This window comes from Deltaproteobacteria bacterium IMCC39524, from assembly GCA_029667085.1.
Lineage (GTDB): Bacteria > Desulfobacterota > Desulfuromonadia > Desulfuromonadales > BM103 > M0040.
The window spans coordinates 1-20,284 of sequence record JARUHJ010000013.1; the positions used below are offsets into that span (position 1 = coordinate 1).

Sequence of the window (20,284 nt, forward strand, 5' to 3'; positions counted from 1 at the left end):
CTGTCGGGGGCGGTCATCTTCTGAACCATCAGGGTACGAAAGGCGGGGGAATATCTTGTTGGCATGACTGGTTGTCTCCTCTCTTTATTTATTTGAGGCGACAACTATGCTGACACATGGGGCCTGACTCATAAGAATTGTTGTGATTACCATCCCCTAACAAAACAACGCACCCCGAAGTTACATGAGATGCGTTGCTATCCTTTTCTTTCTTTGCGATTCCCGTTGCAGGAATCTGTATCAGAACACCCGACTAATGTGAGTCAGGTTTATTAGTTTCAAACTGATGATACTTTCCCTAACTGGTCGGGCGGATCAGAGACTGACATAAAATCTTCCTCCTTTGGCTTTAAGAGACCTCACTCATCTTACTGAGGTAAATTCAATATATCACAAAACCTAATCTGATGTTCAACAGGGAAGACCACCAAGGACTGAACCCTGGTGGCCATAGTTTTGAGTATTAAAGAGCTTACTGAATACCTCGATCAATAAGAAGCTGTTTTTCTTCCCGTAAGTCGTGACTGACAAGAAAAACTTTAAGCTCACCGACAAACAAACCACAGTGGAGTTGTGTGAAACGATGTTCTTAATATAAACACAACAATATTTAAATAAACATAAGGTGATTTGTTATTTTTGTAGGACTTTATTGTTTCGATGCTCTTCGCTAAAGCTAGTGCTATTTTGTTAACCATTTGATTGCGGCGTCTGCATCAATAAACAGTCGACAAGAATAACCAGCATTTATGAAAATCGTTTCAATGAAATCGTGGGAGTTGTCGCTTTCTTTAACAAGAACAGCAATCCTTGAAATCTTGCCAAGTGAGTAGTTCTCCATATCCTCGTAGCCAAAACGATATTGATCGAGGGCGCTAGAAAAAAGGCGAGCCTCTCGCACATCAACTAAGTATTTATTAATACGATGTTCTTTCGCTATCTGGATTGATTTTTCGGCAAAGTCTTTGTAGATATCTACAGTGATGTTTTCGTACACCTGAATCCAGACATACGCTTTATCCTTTATTACTTTTATTTCGTATTTCATAATTTTATGTCGCAACTCAGATAGACGGTTAAAGATATGAATTCGATTCGTTGTATCACAATTCTCATCCAGCAAGGAATTGACACAGTAGCCAACATACGCCAATCAGAGAAAAGCATCAAAAATCAAGGTGTCTCGAATGTTGTGTCAGAAGCTCATGAGAGCCAAAATCCGCTGATGTGGGCAATTCCTAAAAACCCTCCGACTGACACACTCGATCCGGTGTCCCTGATCCCGAAATATTACTCCAGAGCCTTAAGCTCATCCTGATACTCGTAGAGGTGGTCCACATAGGCCTGCGTGGATTTCTGAAGCAGCTTCTCTGCAACATCAGGGTCCAGCGTTTTTACTACTTTGCCAGGAACCCCCATCACAAGAGAGTAGTCCGGGATCTCCTTCTTTTCGGCAATCAGGGAGTTGGCTCCGATGACTGCGTATTTGCCAATTTTGGCCTTATTAAGAATCGTACTGTTAATGCCAACCAGAGCGTGCTCACCTACTTCGCATCCATGTAGCATGGCTCCATGTCCAACCGTGACACCCCGCCCTAGCTTCATCTGTATCCCTGGATCTGTGTGCAACACTGCACCATCCTGAATATTGCAGCATTCACCGATATGAATAAGATCACAATCAGCTCGGATGACTACGTTGAACCAGACACTCACTTGGTTTTCCAAAATCACATTGCCAATAACATCGGCACTGGGAGCAATGAAATGATCCTCTCCGCGAAGTACAGGACGACGGGTTCCTAGTTCGTATTGCATATTTCTTCCTGTCTTTTGTCTCTCAACATTCTTTTACTCATGCTGTCTCAACACCTCGGTCCTGACACACCACCAAAACCGTTTCAGGGGCGTGCAACTGACACCTTACTACTTAAATGCTTGCCTATTCAATGGATAGGGCTTTCTTGATCATTTTTTGCATCTTGTTCTTTAAACACTTGTCTAGCAAGTTGTCGAGATCGTCAAAGTTTAATGGTTTCTGAATGATGTTACAGTCCAAATTATTGGATCTTTCTTGGTCAACCATGTCTATGTTCCCAGACATAACAAATTTGTTTCTCACTATAGCTTTGCACCCTTTTGCAGTCATTTCTTCGACGAAGTCTAAAGCGTTGCCCCCAGCTAAGAAGTAATCAATGAACAGGACATCTCCACATGGAGTGTCTTTTGTGCATTCATGACCATCAAATACATCACATCCTATCGGAGAGTCTAATGTAGTAACCTCATGCCCGCTCTCCTCGAAATGCCGTTTGAAGGTCTCTCTGATACAGGCTTCGCCGTCAATCACAACTATACGCATTTAAACCCTCCATAAACCTCAGGCCATACGAAGGAAACAAAAACAGGCAACCCGTACTCGTTCACGGATGGCCTGTAGTTATCGTTCAACATTTCCCCCTAAAATCTCATTCACCAAGCAACTGAAACAGTCGCCAATCTACCGGAATTATTACATTTCATCAAATTTGAGAAGTCTTGAAAGTTGCGTCAGAAGCCTCATTAAAGAAAAACCGACTGAATCGTGCAATTCCTACATACCCTGCAATATAAGACACAGCCAATCTATAGCAATCGAATGGAAGGTCAAAGAGGTGTAATTATTGTTTATCCTCTCGCATCGGCTGTAGGGTTTGGAATAGACAGAAATGCGAAATTCTTACTACCCCTGATAAATAAAAATGGCCGCTCGGAATTGATCCAGGCGGCCATAGTTTTGTGTATTAAAGAGCTTACTGAATACCTCTATCAATAAGAAGCCGGTTTTCTTCTCAGAAGTCGTGATCAAAAGGAATAACGACGATCTTGGGAAACTCTGCCGATCGACTGCCTTTTTTGGGTGGATATATCCTTAACCAAGAAAGTTTATGTCAACAGAGGAATCCATATCTCCGAAATTCTTGGATAAGCATCTCTTTAACTTATGCCACCAGAGCGACACGACTTCTCTATTCCCCTGTGAATGCATCCATAGCCTCTTGCCGCAACAGATCGGGAGTCTCCTGATAACGCGGCGAATGATGAAAGACTAATAGTCTGGCGGCACCTGTCTTACGGCCCAATTCACCGGACAATCGTGCCGTTAAATGATGCCGCTGCCTGGCACGGTCGAGTTCGGCATGCGCAAAAGCCGCTTCGATGACCAGAAGATGGGCATTCCTTGCCAGAGTGATAATCTTTTGACAATTCTCCGTGGTCGGTGCCGCATCGGCAACATAAACGACTTTCATGCCAGCTTCACAATGGGTAATGGTTTGTTTCAGTACCCCCAGCGACACAGTCTTGAAACCACCTTTCACCAATGGCACCTCCAGTTCATGACAGTCAGGTTCAGCGCGTCTGACCAGGCCCTTGAACTGATTGAGCCAGGGGCCTGACTGATATTCATGAGTAATTAATGCGTCCTTGTGAATCGCTACGTGCAGGGTTTCCTCGAGTGAAAATGCCAGAGATACGATATTTCCATGTGACAATGACTCCACGCGTACCGTCCAGTCGGGAGTTGCGACCAAGCAGCCATCGATACTCGGCCAACTGAGCAACACACCTGGTGCAAAACGGTTTTCAGCATGGAATGAACATTCCCTGACCTCTCCTGCTTCCCATTCGCGCACTGTCAGTACAAAACGATACCCTTCGATCAGATTCCAGGTATAACCTGCCAAGCGCTGCCTGATCTTATCAATCAGCCCCGCCGGCCCATAAATATACAGTTGCCTATCAAGATAGAGAAAAGTTCGCAGCAAGTGGTCGAAACCGATCAGATGATCGATATGAGCGTGGGTCACGAACACCGCATGGAGCTTCAAGAGTTCGCGAGGGCTAAGAGCCTGCAATTCGCCGCAGTCAAACAGCAGGGCCTGTCCTCGATGCGCGATACGTACAAAGAGAGCCGGATCTCCAAAGGGTCCATTGACCAGATGTGGATAGAAGACCGAACGCATAACTCTATTGTACCGAACACCTCAAGAGTGAAAAGCTATCACCGTACCTAAATCTTCATTCAAAGTTCTTACTTCTCCTGCAATCCAGTAACGCTGAAAGTTTCGTGGCAGTCTTGGCTTTTAAGAAATAATCACAGAATCATTGATTCATCGAACGTGACAATAAAACCCTTGTTGCATGGCTGAAATATGAAGTGTTCTCTTGACGCTTGACCACTTCAAGTTAAAGTTGAGGTGACCTCGCAAAGGAGTGGCAAATGAAGAAAAATATCTTTGTTCTGGCCCTTGATGAGTTTACCAGTACGCTTTTCGGCACGATCCACCATGCTGACAATTTTCAATTTCATGCACTCCTCCCTCCAGAAAAAATTATCCAATCACCCAACTATGCGATGTCCGATCTTTTAGACGAAGCACGATTGAAGCTTGCAAATTTTCAAGGCTCAGTCGACGCCATTGTCTCTTTTTGGGATTTCCCGGCAACGCTTATGCTGCCGATCTTGCGCCAGTCAGCAGGATTACCAACAACTTCCATCGAAAGCATCTTACGCTGCGAACACAAGTATTGGAGTCGTCTGGTACAACGTGAAGTCGCGCAGGTAATAATCCCCAGAGTTGTACCTTTCAATCCTTTCGACGAAGAGGCTCTGAACCAGGTCAACCTTAGCTTCCCTTTCTGGGTAAAGCCTGTTAAGGCACATTCCTCCATTCTAGGTTTTCGCATTGAAAGCAGTGATGACTTCTATGCTGTTATTCCAAAAATCAGAGAGGGCATTGGTCGTTTTTCTGATCCTTTCAATGAGATTTTCCAAAAGGCTGACACACCATCGAAGATAGCTCCGATCAATGGTAATTACTGCATCGCTGAGGAGATTATCTCAGCAAAGAACCAGTGCACACTCGAAGGATACGTATTCGATGGGAAAACCACAATTTATGGTATCGTCGACTCGTTGCGCGAAGAAAATCCATCCAGCTTTAGTCGTTATCACTATCCCTCCCGTCTCCCCCAGGACGTTCTGGAACAAATGAAAGATGTCACTGTCCGCGTCATGCAACGGACCAAGCTTAACAACGAACCCTTTAATATCGAGTTTTTTCATGACCCCGAGACGGGGCGTATTTCCCTGCTTGAGATCAACCCACGTATTTCAAAATCACACTGCCCACTCTTTTACTTCGTTGAAGGGGCGTCGCATCAGGAGGTCATGGTTGACTTGGGGCTTGGCCGCAAACCCGAATACCCGCAGGGGAAAGGTCGTTATTCGATGGCGACCAAGTTCATGGTGCGTCGGTACAGTGGCGATGCAATCGTGCGACGTGTTCCGCGTCGTGATGAGATCGAAGCGCTGCAGAAAGATGTCGATGGGGTTCTGGTTGTGGTCTGGGTCAATGAGGGGGATAGACTTTCTAATGTTGCCGATACGGACAGCTACAGCTTTGAGTATGCCAACATTTTTATCGGCGGAGAAAGTGAAGAGGAGCTGGTGGGGAAATACCAACAATGCATGAAACGACTCCCTTTTGAATTTGAATCTTTGACCAACCTGGAGCTTTAGATGCAGTACGTTGAATCTTTTCCGTGTGAGGTTAATACGTTCGAGAATATTTGGATCCCTATGTCAGATGGCATCCGACTGGCTGGACGCCTCTGGCTGCCAGAAGGTGCTGAACGTGAGGCTGTACCAGCAATTCTCGAATACATTCCATATCGTAAACGTGATTTCACGCGTCTGCGTGACACAAACCAGCATCACTATTATGCCGGGCACGGTTATGCTGCACTACGCGTCGACCTGCGCGGTAGTGGAGATTCGGAAGGGCTTTTGACCGATGAATATCTTGAGCAAGAGTTGTCAGATGGCGAGGAGATCATTTCATGGTTGGCAAAACAACCTTGGTGTAACGGCAACGTCGGCATCATTGGTATCTCCTGGGGAGGCTTTAATGGTCTGCAAATTGCCGCAAGACAACCGCCCGCATTGAAGGCTGTTATCAGTGTCGCTTCCACTGATGATCGGTATGCTGATGATGTACACTACATGGGTGGTTGTCTCCTCGGCGACAACCTGTCGTGGGCAAGCGTCATGTTCGCGTACAATTCGATGCCACCTGACCCGGAAATTGTTGGTGATGCCTGGCGTGGCATGTGGTTTGAACGTCTTGAAAAGAGTGGCCTCTGGCTTGATACCTGGCTACGCCATCAACAGCGTGACGATTACTGGAAGCATGGTTCAATCTGTGAAGACTTTAGCGCCATCAAAGTCCCAGTAATGACGGTTAGTGGTTGGGCAGACGGTTACACAAATGCAGTGTTCCGACTTCTGGAGCGGCTGGACTGCCCCCGACTTGGATTGGTCGGCCCATGGAGCCACCGTTACCCTCACGATGGGATCCCTGGACCCGCAATCGGCTTTCTGCAAGAAGTAGTGAGGTGGTGGGATTACTGGTTGAAAGGGGTAGACAATGGCATTATGAAGGAACCGATGCTGCGTGCCTACATGCTAGACAGCGTGCCGCCAACCACCAGCTACAAAATGCGCCCGGGGAGGTGGGTTAGTGAGCAAGAATGGCCATCGCAAAGCATCAAGCCAGAACCATATACGCTTGGCTGGCGAGGGATCGTTCCGGGCTTCGGTCATTCTCCGGAAGTTTTTGAAACGATTCAGTCTCCATTGAGTGTAGGTTTGTTTGCCGGAAAATGGTGCTCATACAGCGCAACCCCAGACTTGCCACATGATCAACGACAGGAAGACGGCGGCGCGCTTGTCTTTGATAGCGAACCACTGGAAGAAATCATGGAGGTTCTTGGGCAACCGGTGGTCGAGCTTGTTCTCTCTGCTGATAAGCCAGTGGCTATGGTTGCCGTTCGCCTGTCTGATATTGCCCCGGATGACAAGGTAACAAGAGTCACTTACGGCATCCTGAATCTTTGCCATCGTGATAACCACGAAAACCCCGAGTTGCTTCAACCAGAACAGCAATACCGGGTACGGGTCAAATTAAATGATATTGCCCAAACATTCCCTGTCGGGCATCGATTCCGTGTTGCCGTATCTACATCATACTGGCCGTTAGCATGGCCACCCCCAGGGCCGGTTCGCTTGACAATCTTGACCGGGGCCAGCCAGGTGATTATGCCCGTACGTGTCGCCCAAATTGATAATCAGGCCAGCCCATTTAAAGAATCCGAAGCAGCCCGCCCACCAGAGACCCAACAGCTTGGCACTACGGAACGAAACTGGCGTGTGATTCGTGACCTCGAGGAAGATCTTTCCACGTTGGAGGTTGTGAAAGACGAAGGCAAAGTGCACATCGACGAAATCGACCTCACGATGGAGAAATACGTTCTGGAACGTTACACATACAAGGGGGATGATTTTAGTTCGGTTTGCGGAGAAGTTCTCACTAAGCGAGGCTTAAGTCGCGGAGATTGGAAGATAGAGACAGTAACTCGAACGGTTATGCACTCCGATTCGGAAAACTTTTACCTGCGTGCAGATCTCGATGCTTATGAATCTGGTTTTCGTGTTTATTGTAAAAGTTGGGATAAATCCATACCGCGCAAGTTTGTTTAGAAACGAATCGCCCCTATAACGATTTGCTTAACTGCCAAAACCTTTAAGCCTTAAGAATGGACTCTTTAGTTTAGCGGGTGGCTTCAGAGGGAGGAAACAAGATTATTTTAAATCCTACTGCATTGCTTGGTGCGTGACAAATTGTCAAAATTGCGAATTTCTTAGTACCCCTGCAATGTAAGAAAGCCCCCGATCCGAAGATTGAGGGCTTTCGTGTTTTACAAACTGTGTGACCTGAAATAGCTCAAAATATTTTCAATAGCATACTGAGCCCAACTGTGTGCTGACTACTCACCGGTGGCTTCGCGAGTCTTGTAGATCATTTGATTCTTCTGCTTATCCCCGCTGGAGAGAATGCCACCTAGTAGCGTAAGCAGGTAGAACCCAATGAATACTAGAACGCAGGCTCCGTAAAACTTCATCATGCTCTTGGGCTTAAAAAATGTTAGAAGCAACAAAACCGCAACGACGGCGATGACTACGTTCATGTTGCTCTGGCCGTAATTGACCACTTGTTGCAGGAGGTCTTCAACGTTCATAGTATGATTCTTTCAGCGTTGGCTGCGGATGGAGCAGCAGGAAGGTGGATTGTGGCCATCATTTTCGCCCCACATATACCTGCCAAACAATATAAAAAACTTGCGTATAAAGCAATCTCCTTAAAAGGTCAAAATCAGAAGGTCTCAAATGTTCTATCATCAACTCAACTTCCATAAAACTACTGATTTGGCCACAGCCCTGAATAGCCTTCAATTCAAAAAAACTTACCCTTCTAAAGCTAAACTTTCATGACCACCCCCACCACAGCGGATCACAAGAGACAGCTATGAAAGGGAGGTTATCATGGGAATGAAAGTCGGCTATGCAAGAGTCAGCACCGTTGGCCAGAAACTGGATGTACAGATGGATCACTTGGCAGACTGTGATCGTATCTTTCGAGAGAAAACCTCAGCCAGTTCGACCAAAAATCGTCCTGAACTAAAAAATGCTCTCGACTTTGTGAGGGAGGAAGATGTTTTCGCGGTCACAAAGCTTGATCGCCTTGCTCGATCCGTAGTTGATTTATCAATTATTGTTCAGCGACTTGAAGAGAAGAATGTGGATCTCGTTGTCATGGACCAAGGGATCGACACCACAACCATCTACGGCAAACTTCAATTCAACATTCTTGCAGCTATAGGTGAATTTGAGCGAGGATTGATTAGGGAACGCTCACTGGAGGGCCGAGAGAAAGCCAAAGCTCGCGGTGTTGTCTTCGGGGCGAAACCAAAACTTACACCTCAAGAGATAGTCGAACTTCTAAATGATTACGAAACGCCAGGGTGTAGTAAACGTGAGATTGCCGAACATTATGGCATCAGCACATCCTCTGTATATCGACTATATTATGAGAACAGACAGGCATTGTCTGCATGAACACAAAGGCCACCCGACGATGATCCGGTGGCCTTGATTCTGCGGATTAAAGAGCTTATTGAATACCTCTATCAATAAGAAGCCGGTTTTCCTCTCATATGTCGTGATTTATAAGAAAAAGATCACTCCCCTTAAGGATCAGAACCAAGTGACCATAATGTGTGAATTAAACTGTCTCTCGAATACATAAAAATGCACCTAGTTCAACGACACATCCCCGGTCGCACAAAAAGCACATCCAGTTCTAGGTCAGGAGCCTTGACACGCATCGTCTGGTCGCGCACGTCGCCGACATCAAGAGCAAAGGCCTGGTAACCACGTCTCTGTATCTGGCGGGCTAACTCCTGTGGGGTCTTGAACGTTCCGATGTTTTTAACCTTACGGCTGACGCTTCCCAAAGGCGCACATTCTCCCTCTCGGGAACTGAGTAGCCAGTTGTCCTTGCTTGCAGAGATCACGGTTTGGGGCCGTGCATTACTCATTGGCACCTCTTTGACACTGGGGACCACAGTCTTGAGCGGCGTAGCTTTCATCGATATCTTTTTGACGTCAGGTGCCACCGCTCGGCGCACGTTGCTGACCGCAACCGAGGGCTCCTCAGAGGTGGCCGAAACCTTCTCAAAAACAGCTGGCACATGAGCTGACTCTTCAAAATAAAACTGCGAGACGAGACTTAGTCGACAACTATCTGAACAGCTACCACCTATCTCTGCCTGGGTCTGTTCGGCTATCTGCCGAGACATTTCAATTTCACTAGTGGTCATTTCTTTCTGGGCGGCATTCATAAAGTTTTGGGCGGATACCTCGCCATTTCCCGCAGCTAAAGCATACCAGGCACAGGCGACTACATAGTTTTGTGCGAAATATCGACCGACATCATACATGACTCCGAGGCTGAATTGAGCTTTAGCATCTCCCTGTACAGCAGCCAGGTAAAACCACTTAGCTGCTGCCTCATCGTCTGGTGAGACACCTCGACCTCTGGCATACATGACCCCGAGATGGCGTTGAGCTTTTGCTTCCCCCTGTGCAGCGGCCAGGCGAAACCACTTTAACGCTTCCTTGTCGTCTTGTGAGACACCTTGACCTTTGGCATACAAGGAGCCCAGATTAATTTGGGTTGTTGCATCACCCTGTACAACGGCTAGGCGAAACCATTTCAACGCCTCCTTATCGTCTTGTGCAACACCTTGACCTTTAGCATACAAGACCCCGAGGTAGCTTTGAGCAAAAGTGTTTCCTTTCTCGGCTTCAATTAGCCAGAGTTGGTAGGCTTTTTTAAAATCGCCGGATTCCGCCGCTGCAAGACCCTCTTCAAGGTTGCCACCAATCGCCACAGATGCTAGTGCGAGAAGAAAGACAAAAACAAAACTGATTTGAAATAACTGCTTCATGGAATTTCCACTTCACTTTACAATGGATCAACTTGAGAAAACCGCTGGTCAGCATCATGCCGACAACAGCGGTCAGTAGAAAAGTTAAGATTATTCTGTTTGCCTGCTGATTACTTCCATACCCCATGGAATAAATCAAGTAAGTCGTTTCCAACCTACAGAAAAAGGGGAAGTCGATAAAGATTAATCTCCTGTAAATGCTCCTACATTGTTTCAGAATCTCCAGTTTGGCAAATTTACAAGTTTCTTAGTAAACCTGATAAACAATAAAAGGCCACCAAGAATCGAACCCTTGTGGCCATAGTTTTGTCTTCCTGAATGTCTCTATCAATAAGAAGCCGGTTTTCCTCTCACAAATCGTGATTTTTGAGAATTGCCAAAGCCCTAAGAAGCTATAACAAGTAAGTATTGTGGATATTATTGGATTTGACCCTATAATGTGAATGGTCATGATTTAAAACAAACGTACCGGGATGCCAATAATGAGAAAATTTATTCTATACGTCTCCTTCTTGCTCTTATCATCATGCGTGGGAACAAATCAGTACCAGACCGATTACGCTCTTGGCGTCTTAGCTGACAACCATTCTGTGCTTCATGTAAATAGGACAAACAGCATGCTTGGCTCAGCAATAGCAGCACCAGTAAATGTCAATGGAGTTTTAATCGGTCAGATTGGTCCAGGCGGCTACATAAAAACCAAAATACCTACAGGGAAAGTTTCTGTTTATTCAACGACAAACAATGTCACCTTTGAGGCACAACGAAATAGTGAATATTATGTCGAAGTCGATTTTCTGCCACGAATGTGGATGAACTCTCCTGACATTGGTGTATCTCTAGTTAAAGTTGTTCCTCCAAGATAACACCGAAAAAAAATGATAAAAGGCCACCAAGGAATAGATCCTGGTGGCCATAGTTTTGTGTATTAAAGAGCTTCCTGAATACCTCTATCAATACTAAGCCGCCTCGCTAAGAGGGAAATAATTGTTGGCTAAAATAGCGACGAAGGAGCAAAAGCCAACTGTTATTTGTCCTTTTAAGCGACTTGTTATGTGCTTACTGCACAGAGGTATTCATATTATGCTTATTATTAGTTTCAGCGAAATTTATTACCACATCATTTTCAATCAAAATATCAAGCATATGCGTTGATATGTCTGATGTGGTTTTCATTGTAAAAGCTTGCGCTGAGGCTGTACCTCCAGTGTAAGAATACACCCATTTTTCACCCGTTTCACTTATTACACTTTTAATAGCTGGCTCACCAAATATTTTTAAAAGGTCTGATTTTGTCGTAACTTTTTTCTTTATCTGTTTTACTTGTTCCGATGTAAATTGATTTCCGTAATCTACATTAGATTTGTAAACACAACCTGATAAAGGTATTAGAATAACTAACGCTAAAACGACCTTAGGTAATATTTTTTTGAACATAACTTTAATAATCCTTTAAAATGTAAATTAAGTGGTGGATAGATTTAGCACATAATATTTATTCTACGTGCGGCTACGCTTGATATCGCCCCGCAGGTGGTTGGTTAAAGTTTGTGCTTCAAATCCTTAATGCGGAAGACATTTCAGGTTGAAGCCGTCTAAATATTGAAGAACAAAATCCGAGTTAAGGGTTACAGGCCATAAAGAAAACAAGCCACCCGCAGTTGAACGGATGGCCTATGGTCATATCTCTTCATTCCCCCTAATTCTCAGATACCTTCATAAATCAGACACAGCTAATTTACATCAGTCGATAGGTGAGGTCAAAGGAATGACTTCTTGTAAATCCTCCCACATTGTTTTGAAGGCTTTCGATTCCCCAAAACGTACAATTCTCACTGACCCTGATAAATAGTAAATGGCCACCCGGAGTTGATCTAGGTGGCCATATTTTTGTCGTCTTAAATATCTCTATCAATAAGAAGCCGTTTTCTTTCTCAGAAGTCGTGACAGATAAGAAACTACCCCTAGGGACAACCCCCAGAGACCGCATCAGAAGTGCCGTTCTTGGTTGCTAATTTTTCCCATTATCTTTGTTTGTAGTTACATGGTTGCTCTTGGTATTGTTCATTATGATATGGATGATGTCTTCACCGTAAACAGGAGATCCAGAAGTCGACCCATCCGTAGGGTATAATTCAGCGTTCATAACTGCTAAAACATTTTCTCCATCTTCAAGTAGCCTGCCCTCAAACTCTTGTAACGCAAGAAAAACGTCGTGAGTCTTAAACTTAATTACTAGGTCAGTAACCCCGTCTAATCCACCTGAATTGCAATCTAATTCAGCGGTTTTTCCGACAAGTGGGTAGTATGGTTCTGCTACATCTTCATAGGCAATATGAATCGGACTTATCCCTGCAACCTGAATAGTGGAAGTGTCGACCGTCATAACATCAAAACCAGGGAAGCCCACTATCGCTGCTGTCATAATCCCATTTTCCTCTACGTTAAGAGGGTTTGGGCATCTCTGTGGTTTAACATCAAATGCGACATTGAGAACGGGTGAACCTATTGCAATCTCTGCATCAACGGCAACATCGTAATAACCATGTGATGAACTTCTTGGACCAAACACAAATGTGAGTCGATGGTTTCCGTCAGGATAATTAAACGTGTAGGTATTCGTAATGCTACCCCCCCAATAAAACCCAACAGCATCTTTCACAAGGCCTGACGCACTTACCATATGCGTTTCTTCTGCATAATCCCATTCAGCGTCCTCAACGAGCATATAGGCTGAGACATCGAATGACGAGGCATCTTCAATATACCCTTCAACCTTGACATCAAAATCAACGCCTGGTTCAGCATTATCAGGTACAGTTACAAAGACACAAGTTTTTAAGTAACAATCTGAGAATGTTGCAGAATGTGCTTGGGTAGAGAAAAGAACAAGCATCATTAAAGCCGCAAATCTAACCAAATGCATATTTATTCCACCTTTACCCAAAATATCCATCACAAATTAAGTAGAACGTGATGTGCAATGTTCTAATCACAAAATATTACTATATTAGTCAGGTATGTCAATAGATAAATAAAAATAAAAAAGGCCACCAAGGAACAGATCCTGGTGACCATAGTTTTGTGTATTAAACAGCTTACTGAATACCTCTATCAATAAGAAGCCGGCTTTCTTCTCGGAAGTCGTGACTTATGAGGCTTTTCCCCTCTCTGGAATTTTATCGGCAAACTAAGAAAGAGGTTGAGGTGGATCATTGTCATCTACTGCTATTTAGTCCTCGCTGTTTTTTGCCTCTTTCTGAAAACGCTGCACGATCCTGGTCATTTCCAAGAGACGTTGGTCAACCAGGTCGTTGACTGACCCTTTAGGCCAGCGCCCTTCTTTCTTGCGTTCCCCGGCTTTGACACCGGTCAAGATTTCTATTCCCTGGTCGATGCTGGTGATACTCCAGATATGGAAATGACTTTTTTCTACAGCGGTAATGACCTCGGGCTTGAGCATCAGGTTCTTGCGATTCGCCTCGGGGATAATCACCCCCTGCTTACCAGTCAGACCCTTAGCCTTGCAGACGGCATAAAACCCTTCAATCTTCTCATTGACGGAGCCAATCGGCTGGACCTTTCCATGCTGATTGACCGAACCGGTTACGGCGATGCCCTGGTCAAGCGGCAGGTCCGCCAAGCTGGAGAGTAACGCATAGAGCTCGGTGGACGATGCGCTATCTCCTTCGATGCCGCCGTAAGACTGCTCGAAACAGATAGTGGCCGAGAGTGTCAGCGGCTTGTCGCTGGCATAACGTTTACCGAAAAATCCGCTCAGAATCATCACGCCCTTATCATGAATCGGTCCGGAGAGCTTGGCTTCACGCTCGATGTTAACCACTCCTTCTTTACCTAGATAGCTGCGGGCCGTAACACGTGAGGGTTTGCCAAAGGTGTAGTCGCCTAACTGGTAGGCGGAAAGGCCATTGAGCTGCCCAACAACTGCATCCTTGGTGTCGATCAGCAGACTGCCTTCTTCGATCATATCCTGGATCTTCTCTTCCAACTTGTTGGATCGATAGATCCGAGCCTCGATCGCCAGATCAACGTGCTTGGCCTCAACAAGCTCCTTTGCTTCTCGTTCAGCGTAAAAGGAAGCCTCGCGGACCAGGTCGCTGATTTGAAGAAAGTGAGCCGAGAGCCGTTGTTGGTCTTCCGTCAATCTCGCTGCATATTCGACCGTACGGGCTATAGCATTGGGATCGAAATGTCGCAGCGCCTCCTCGGTGCATTTAGTGCCTATAAAAAGGGCATACTGGTGCACATTCTCCCAAGTATTTTTCATCATCTGGTCGAAATCGACCTTGACCTTGAAGTACTTGCGAAAATCGGGGTCATACTCGTACAGCAGGTAGTATAAGATCGGCGTACCGATCAGAACAATTTTACAATCCAGGGGAATTGGCTGCGGCTTAAGCGAGACCGTTGCAATCAGGCGGTACTGCTCGACCATATCCTCCATCTTCACCTCGCGATTACGGATGCAGCGTTTAAGTGCCTCGTAGGAGAAAATACTCAGCAATACCTCGCGACAATCGAGGATCAGGTAGCCACCATTGGCCCGATGCAAAGCCCCTGCCTTGATCATGTGAAAATTGGTCGAGGCACTTCCCATTTCAATGATGTGTTCGATACGGCCAAAGAGGTTGAAATAGGTTGGATTGGTCTCATAGACTACCGGTGCCCCTTCACACTCGCTGTTGTCGACCAGAAGGTTGACTTGGTAGCAGTCGAAGGACGGCTCGTTGGTCTGAATTGTCATCCCCGGGATTATGAGCTGCGGTTTTCGCTGCTCACGAAACTCTTCGATTCGCCCGAGAAGGTCTTCCTTACACGCTTCGAAGTAGGCGACGACGTGTTCAAAATCATGATATTTCTTTTGCATTTCTTCATACATCTGGTCAATGGCGATAAGCATCATGGATTTTTCCATGTCTGCGATTTCTGTTTGCATGATCATTTCCAGTCTGTTTATCTCCAGAGTCACTTCCTTAATGCGCTTATGCAGCGCGCTGCTCTTTTTTTCGAGGCGGGTTTTCTCTGCCGGGCTTAGTTTTTCGTACTCCTCCTCTGTCAAGGGTTTGCCATCCTTTGACGGCGACAAGGTTGGTCCATCGCTACCCTCTTGCAGGATGAATCCTTCCTCCTTGGACTCCAACTCCAGCGCTGTATACAACTCGCTTTGCTTTCTTTGGTATGTTTTGCTGATCCGATCCCGCTGCTTTTCGTACATTCTGCCTGCGAAAATCTTCGGGATATCTTTGGATAGGCGCTCAACCAGGTTGTCGACATCACTTTTGAGCTCCCATCCCTTTCCGGGCGGAAGGCGAATGTATTCGGGGCTGGTCCCATCAATGAGGTCGTGCACATAACACCAATCGTCTGGGACCGGCTGATTCTCTGCATGGCTTGCGAGATGGGCTTTGATAGTCGATGTTCGACCAGTACCTGGCTGCCCGAGGATAAAAAGATTGAACCCCCTGCTGCGGATGCCGATGCCAAAATCGATGGCAGTCATCGCCCTTTCCTGGCCGATAATTCCTTCTAATGGTGGGAGTTCCTCGGTGCTAGCAAATTCGAACTGGCTCGGATCGCAGCGCCAACAGAGATCATCGCGACATAGGCGGAGTTCGTCCATGATTCTCTCCAAATTAATCCATAGAGTCTTCACACAAGATTTTACTGCTCAAGCTTACTCAAAGAATATCGGTTAACGGTAAACCTACAAGTCAACACTGCAATACAATTATAGGTTGCGAGCACCGCAGAAGGGTCTAAGTCGTTAGCTATTAAAGGTTAAACCAACCAGAGAGACAAAAAACGAGAAATGGCAACTCGTAATTGATCCCAGCGGCCATCATTTTGTTGTCTTAAATATCTCTATCAATAATACGCCCGTTTTCGTCTCGGCAGTGGTGATTTAAAATATGGCTCAGCAACTCTTCAAAGAAACCTGAAACACATATTTGAGACCTTTTTGACTATTCAACGTCTTTCGTTATAGTGAGGGTTAGCCTTAGCGTAAAGGAGGTCGTTAATATGAAACGAGTTATCATTTGTTTAATTTTAACCATTGTCTTTGCCGGTTTCGTAAATGCACAGGACACAGTTCCTCCAGCCCCAAACGGTATCAGTTTTCCCTCAGACTATAAGGACTGGAGATTAATCAGTTCATCACACCGAGTGGATAACTATACACTTCGAGTTATTCTTGGCAACGACACGGCCATTGCCGCAGCGAGGTCTAAACAGATTAACCCATGGCCAGACGGATCTGTCATGGCGAAAATAGTTTGGAAGGAGACAACCCTTGATAGCTGGGAAAAGGCCATCGTGCCAGGCGAATTTGTTCATGTCGAATTTATGATAAAGGATGCGAAGAAATACTCGGGCACAGGCGGGTGGGGGTTTGCTCGTTGGAAAGGGATGGAATTGAAACCATATGGCCAGGACGAATCTTTTGTTTATGAATGTTTCGGTTGTCATACACCGGTGAAAGGCAGTGACTACGTTTTTACCCATCCATCAACGCTGCCTTGAATTTAAGATACAAATTTAATAAAAAATGACGGTCCGCCAGAACCTGGTTGGGCCGTTTTGTTTTCTTCTCAGAAGTCGTAATTTTTAACAAAAGCCCCTCTGCCTATATTGGCGGAGGGGCTTTAACGTATTGCGCTTAAATACCTCATAACTTACTGCCGGACACGCATGGTTCCATCCTGCGATCTCAAGACTCTTACACGGTCTCCGTCCTGAAAATTAACGTCGGCCTCTTGAACTACAGCGATAATCTCACCATTATCCAACTCAACGGTTATTTCTTGGCCCTGTACAGTTGTGGCACTTTTTTCAACAGCAGATCCGGTCACTGCTCCGGCAATTGCACCAGTTGCCGTAGCCAACTTTCGCCCCGTTCCTCCTCCAATGGCGCTTCCGGCGATCCCGCCAAGAACGCCTCCCGCAACAGCACCAGCACCAGATTGAGTCCCTTCAATGGTCACAGGTCTTACCTCAAGAACCGTACCGAAGAAAACCTGGTGAGAGATGCGGGCCTGGTCGCGAGAATAGACCTGTCCCGAAGTGCTGGGAGGAGCGCAGCCAGGTAGTGCGACAACAAACATGAACAGTGTGAAAACAGTAAGAATACAGTTTTTAATAGCCATAATTTTTGTCCTCTCAGAAGTGGTGAATTGTAAAAAAAGTGTCTGCTCTTCATGGATAACTTGGATGCTTTGCTTGGCAGGATTCACATGCCCATGTTTTGTTCTTATTTCGGGTCATTTTTTCGCCACACTCTGGGCAGCGGAGGTTTCGATGTAAATACCCAAAAGCCGAAACACAAATAATTAAAAGAACAAATACAGCAAGAATAAAACCTTCAATTACCAAAAGATCACCTTCCTCGGAAAAGGAAAAAAACCAGCAAAAACACTGCAACCAGGACAACTATGGTGCCGATTACATCTTCCATTTAAAAATCTCCTTTATTAAAAAAACAGGCACAATGGAATAATTCTCACATACCATGACAAATAATAAATGGCCACTCGGAATTGATACAGGTGGCCATTATTTGTTGATCAAAAGCTTCCTGAATACCACAATCAATAAGAGGCCGTTTTTCTTCTGCTGCACTGGATATAAATATGGAACTAATTGTTAAGCGAAGGAGTGCTTCTATTTAGTGATTTCACCTTTTTCATTAGTAAGGAGGGCAAGTCCAGAAACAGAAAAGCTAAAATTGTGATGAAAAAAAGTATGGCTCTCATGTTATGCCCTCCTAGAATAATTCAAATAAGTATAGCTCTAAAACATTAGCGGTCAATAATTTCAAAAAGCCGAATTGAACGTCTGATTTATAAGAATGGTTTTGTGGGAGATATACTGTTCAGTTGTAAAGAGGAGATATTTACTAAAAATCCTCTCGCATTGTTTTGATGATATGAAGAGGCGTGTTTGAGGTGTTTACTAGAAACTCTGCATTCCAGTAGTGGCCACACCAAAACAATGCACTTGCCCTAATGCTATATGGCTAATATTCGGGCAAGTTCTAGTTGAATGGCTAGAACTTAAAATAAGAACAAATTCTCTTTGCCTTGCAAGAGGCTAATTAATATAGGCAAAACCTTATTGGCCTGCTTGTTGCTGATCTATTTAAAGAAGAAACTCCAATAAAGGCAAAGTCAGGGTAACCTGATGACGCAAAGCCACGGGTCCTAATTGAGGATAGCCGAGTTACCAGGAGGCCAATAATGAGAAAACAGTAAAAGCCATCCGCATTTATTAAAGTGGGTGGCTTTCTGTTTTGGTCGGCATGCTAATTCTAAAGGGGGAATCATGCGTAAGTACAGTTTCTTAATACTATTGACGTTTGTTGCTTTTTTCTGTTGCGCTTTTAGTGAGGAAAACTACAACTATAAATTTAAGACAGAATATCAAACATCTGCAGGAGTCGTGACTTTTGACCATGAAGTCCATTCCGTGGATCGCCTGAATGATTGCCATGCATGCCATAGCGCATTGAAAGCTTTTGGTGGTTCTATGACTAAACTGTTGGCGCATAATTATTGTCAGAATTGTCATGAATCCTCAAAAGGGCCAACAGAATGCAACGGTTGTCACCATCAAAAAAAGGTAGCAAGTAAATAACTTGGTGTCTAAATCGGACGAAATGCGCTAACTCTTACTCCAAAGGATTCGGGCGCTGGGGGAGCGACTCGAATAAAGTCATTCTCTTTACTATTAATCCTCTCGAATAGATTTGGGTTACTCAGATTGACCGAAATGCATAATTCTTACTGACCCTGACAAATAAAAATGGCCACTCGGAATAGATCCAGATGGCCATTAGCAACGATGGTCAGACCTTAGTGTCTGGAAATTCTGACTACGCATATCATTTTGGTGGCGCTGGGAATACCGCGTGCGGCCCGGTTGGTTCTTGATCGGGCGATACATAAGGTGGTGCAAGTTTGCCACTTGGTCCAAGATAACTAATAAATTGGTACATAGCACTAAGATCATCCGTAGTCATAGCATTGAGATTGAACCAGGGCATCGGAGGGCGAGCTTTAAAAGACTTTGCCATACCCACCCATTGTTCCTCCGACAGGTTGTCTACTAAAATGCGGAGATTGCTCCCATAAGTCGTCCCCCATGGCCCGCGCCAACCAAACGTATCACCTGTCAGCCAAAGGTCATCAGGGACTTTCCCTTCAGATTGCATGTATCCTGGGGTATGACAATCGTTACATCCTGAGGTCTTAAGTAGATATTGTCCCCGCGTTACTAACTTCATATCAAAATCCGGTTTCGCTAGTAACGGTTCACCAACGTCAGATTGCGCATTGGTTGCTGCAAAGAGGCCACCTGCGAATAAGATCGTAAGAACAATTTTCATATTTCCACCTTTCATTACGACTCTCCTTTTCTTACGTTTGTCTTTGATGCCTAACTGGATAAACCATGAACGACGGCGTACGACACCCGTACTTGAAGTTGTAGCAGAACAAACGGAAATCGCTACTTTGTCACCAATCTATTTAGCGTTGGTTTAGTAGCTTACTTAGTTTTTTATCCTCTCGCATTGTTATGAAGGTCTCAGATTGGCTGAAAAATGAAATTATTGCTAACCCTGATAAATAAAAATGACCGCTTGGAATTGATCCAGGCGGCCATCGTTTTATGTATAAAATTGCTTCCTGAATACCTCAATCAATAAGGGGCTGTCCTAGATAACTAGCCCATATTCTCTTTAACTAGTTGTTTTAACAATAACAATTGAGTTTTTGGGTCAGGGGTGTTGAAACGCCACTCACATTCCTTCAAAAAGAGCCCAAAATGCTCTCTGGGAATGCCGTTGAATCTGCGCAAATGACGCTTGGCCTGA

18 protein-coding genes and 1 riboswitch are annotated in these 20,284 nt (G+C 45.1%); of the genes, 6 read left to right on the forward strand and 12 right to left on the reverse strand.

What is annotated here, in order from left to right; all coding sequences use genetic code 11:
- Positions 1 to 682: 682 nt before the first annotated feature.
- The 4 genes from P9J64_17210 to P9J64_17225 form a co-directional block, all read right to left on the reverse strand.
- Positions 683 to 1,048, reverse strand: coding sequence for an STAS/SEC14 domain-containing protein (locus P9J64_17210; GenBank protein ID MDG5470057.1), 366 nt, complete (start codon positions 1,046 to 1,048; stop codon positions 683 to 685).
- Between the two features lie 242 nt (positions 1,049 to 1,290).
- Positions 1,291 to 1,818 carry a gamma carbonic anhydrase family protein gene (locus tag P9J64_17215; GenBank protein ID MDG5470058.1) on the reverse strand — a complete coding sequence of 176 codons (528 nt, stop codon included), beginning with the start codon at positions 1,816 to 1,818 and terminating at the stop codon, positions 1,291 to 1,293.
- A 124-nt stretch (positions 1,819 to 1,942) separates the two neighbouring features.
- On the reverse strand, positions 1,943 to 2,362 hold the full coding sequence (locus P9J64_17220; protein ID MDG5470059.1) for a hypothetical protein: 420 nt from the start codon (positions 2,360 to 2,362) through the stop codon (positions 1,943 to 1,945).
- A gap of 646 nt (positions 2,363 to 3,008) precedes the next feature.
- Complete coding sequence (locus tag P9J64_17225) at positions 3,009 to 4,004, reverse strand: MBL fold metallo-hydrolase (GenBank protein ID MDG5470060.1); 996 nt, start codon at positions 4,002 to 4,004, stop codon at positions 3,009 to 3,011.
- Positions 4,005 to 4,261: 257 nt separating this feature from the next.
- On the opposite strand from P9J64_17225, the gene P9J64_17230 reads away from it, so the two are divergent.
- Both P9J64_17230 and P9J64_17235 read left to right on the forward strand, forming a co-directional pair.
- On the forward strand, positions 4,262 to 5,563 hold the full coding sequence (locus P9J64_17230; protein MDG5470061.1) for an ATP-grasp domain-containing protein: 1,302 nt from the start codon (positions 4,262 to 4,264) through the stop codon (positions 5,561 to 5,563).
- The gene (locus P9J64_17235) at positions 5,564 to 7,582 is read left to right on the forward strand and encodes a CocE/NonD family hydrolase (protein ID MDG5470062.1); all 2,019 of its coding nucleotides are present in this window, start codon (positions 5,564 to 5,566) and stop codon (positions 7,580 to 7,582) included.
- A 287-nt stretch (positions 7,583 to 7,869) separates the two neighbouring features.
- Here P9J64_17235 and P9J64_17240 read toward each other — a convergent pair whose 3' ends face one another.
- Complete coding sequence (locus P9J64_17240; protein ID MDG5470063.1) at positions 7,870 to 8,121, reverse strand: hypothetical protein; 252 nt, start codon at positions 8,119 to 8,121, stop codon at positions 7,870 to 7,872.
- Positions 8,122 to 8,425: 304 nt separating this feature from the next.
- Between P9J64_17240 and P9J64_17245 the strand changes: the two genes are divergently transcribed.
- Positions 8,426 to 8,998 carry a recombinase family protein gene (locus P9J64_17245; GenBank protein MDG5470064.1) on the forward strand — a complete coding sequence of 191 codons (573 nt, stop codon included), beginning with the start codon at positions 8,426 to 8,428 and terminating at the stop codon, positions 8,996 to 8,998.
- A gap of 203 nt (positions 8,999 to 9,201) precedes the next feature.
- Here P9J64_17245 and P9J64_17250 read toward each other — a convergent pair whose 3' ends face one another.
- A complete protein-coding gene (locus P9J64_17250; GenBank protein MDG5470065.1) occupies positions 9,202 to 10,392 on the reverse strand; it encodes a tetratricopeptide repeat protein in 1,191 nt (396 codons plus the stop codon).
- Positions 10,393 to 11,009: 617 nt separating this feature from the next.
- On the opposite strand from P9J64_17250, the gene P9J64_17255 reads away from it, so the two are divergent.
- Entirely contained in the window at positions 11,010 to 11,258 is a 249-nt protein-coding gene (locus tag P9J64_17255; protein ID MDG5470066.1) for a hypothetical protein, read from the forward strand.
- A 193-nt stretch (positions 11,259 to 11,451) separates the two neighbouring features.
- Here the strand turns inward: P9J64_17255 and P9J64_17260 are convergent, their stop codons facing one another.
- From P9J64_17260 to P9J64_17270, 3 genes are all read right to left on the reverse strand, one after another.
- On the reverse strand, positions 11,452 to 11,829 hold the full coding sequence (locus P9J64_17260) for a hypothetical protein (protein MDG5470067.1): 378 nt from the start codon (positions 11,827 to 11,829) through the stop codon (positions 11,452 to 11,454).
- Positions 11,830 to 12,403: 574 nt separating this feature from the next.
- Positions 12,404 to 13,348 (reverse strand): hypothetical protein, encoded by a 945-nt coding sequence (locus tag P9J64_17265; protein ID MDG5470068.1) that lies wholly within the window; start codon positions 13,346 to 13,348, stop codon positions 12,404 to 12,406.
- A gap of 276 nt (positions 13,349 to 13,624) precedes the next feature.
- The gene (locus P9J64_17270; protein MDG5470069.1) at positions 13,625 to 16,033 is read right to left on the reverse strand and encodes an ATP-binding protein; all 2,409 of its coding nucleotides are present in this window, start codon (positions 16,031 to 16,033) and stop codon (positions 13,625 to 13,627) included.
- A 401-nt stretch (positions 16,034 to 16,434) separates the two neighbouring features.
- On the opposite strand from P9J64_17270, the gene P9J64_17275 reads away from it, so the two are divergent.
- Entirely contained in the window at positions 16,435 to 16,935 is a 501-nt protein-coding gene (locus tag P9J64_17275; protein ID MDG5470070.1) for a cytochrome P460 family protein, read from the forward strand.
- Between the two features lie 152 nt (positions 16,936 to 17,087).
- Here P9J64_17275 and P9J64_17280 read toward each other — a convergent pair whose 3' ends face one another.
- Complete coding sequence (locus tag P9J64_17280) at positions 17,088 to 17,558, reverse strand: glycine zipper 2TM domain-containing protein (GenBank protein MDG5470071.1); 471 nt, start codon at positions 17,556 to 17,558, stop codon at positions 17,088 to 17,090.
- 1,003 nt (positions 17,559 to 18,561) lie between these two features.
- Positions 18,562 to 18,638, forward strand: a riboswitch (cyclic di-GMP riboswitch).
- A 94-nt stretch (positions 18,639 to 18,732) separates the two neighbouring features.
- On the opposite strand from P9J64_17280, the gene P9J64_17285 reads away from it, so the two are divergent.
- Complete coding sequence (locus P9J64_17285; protein ID MDG5470072.1) at positions 18,733 to 19,044, forward strand: cytochrome c3 family protein; 312 nt, start codon at positions 18,733 to 18,735, stop codon at positions 19,042 to 19,044.
- 247 nt (positions 19,045 to 19,291) lie between these two features.
- Here the strand turns inward: P9J64_17285 and P9J64_17290 are convergent, their stop codons facing one another.
- Positions 19,292 to 19,810, reverse strand: coding sequence for a cytochrome C (locus P9J64_17290; protein MDG5470073.1), 519 nt, complete (start codon positions 19,808 to 19,810; stop codon positions 19,292 to 19,294).
- A 323-nt stretch (positions 19,811 to 20,133) separates the two neighbouring features.
- On the reverse strand, positions 20,134 to 20,284 hold a 151-nt coding region (locus P9J64_17295; protein ID MDG5470074.1), incomplete at its 5' end, for an IS1595 family transposase.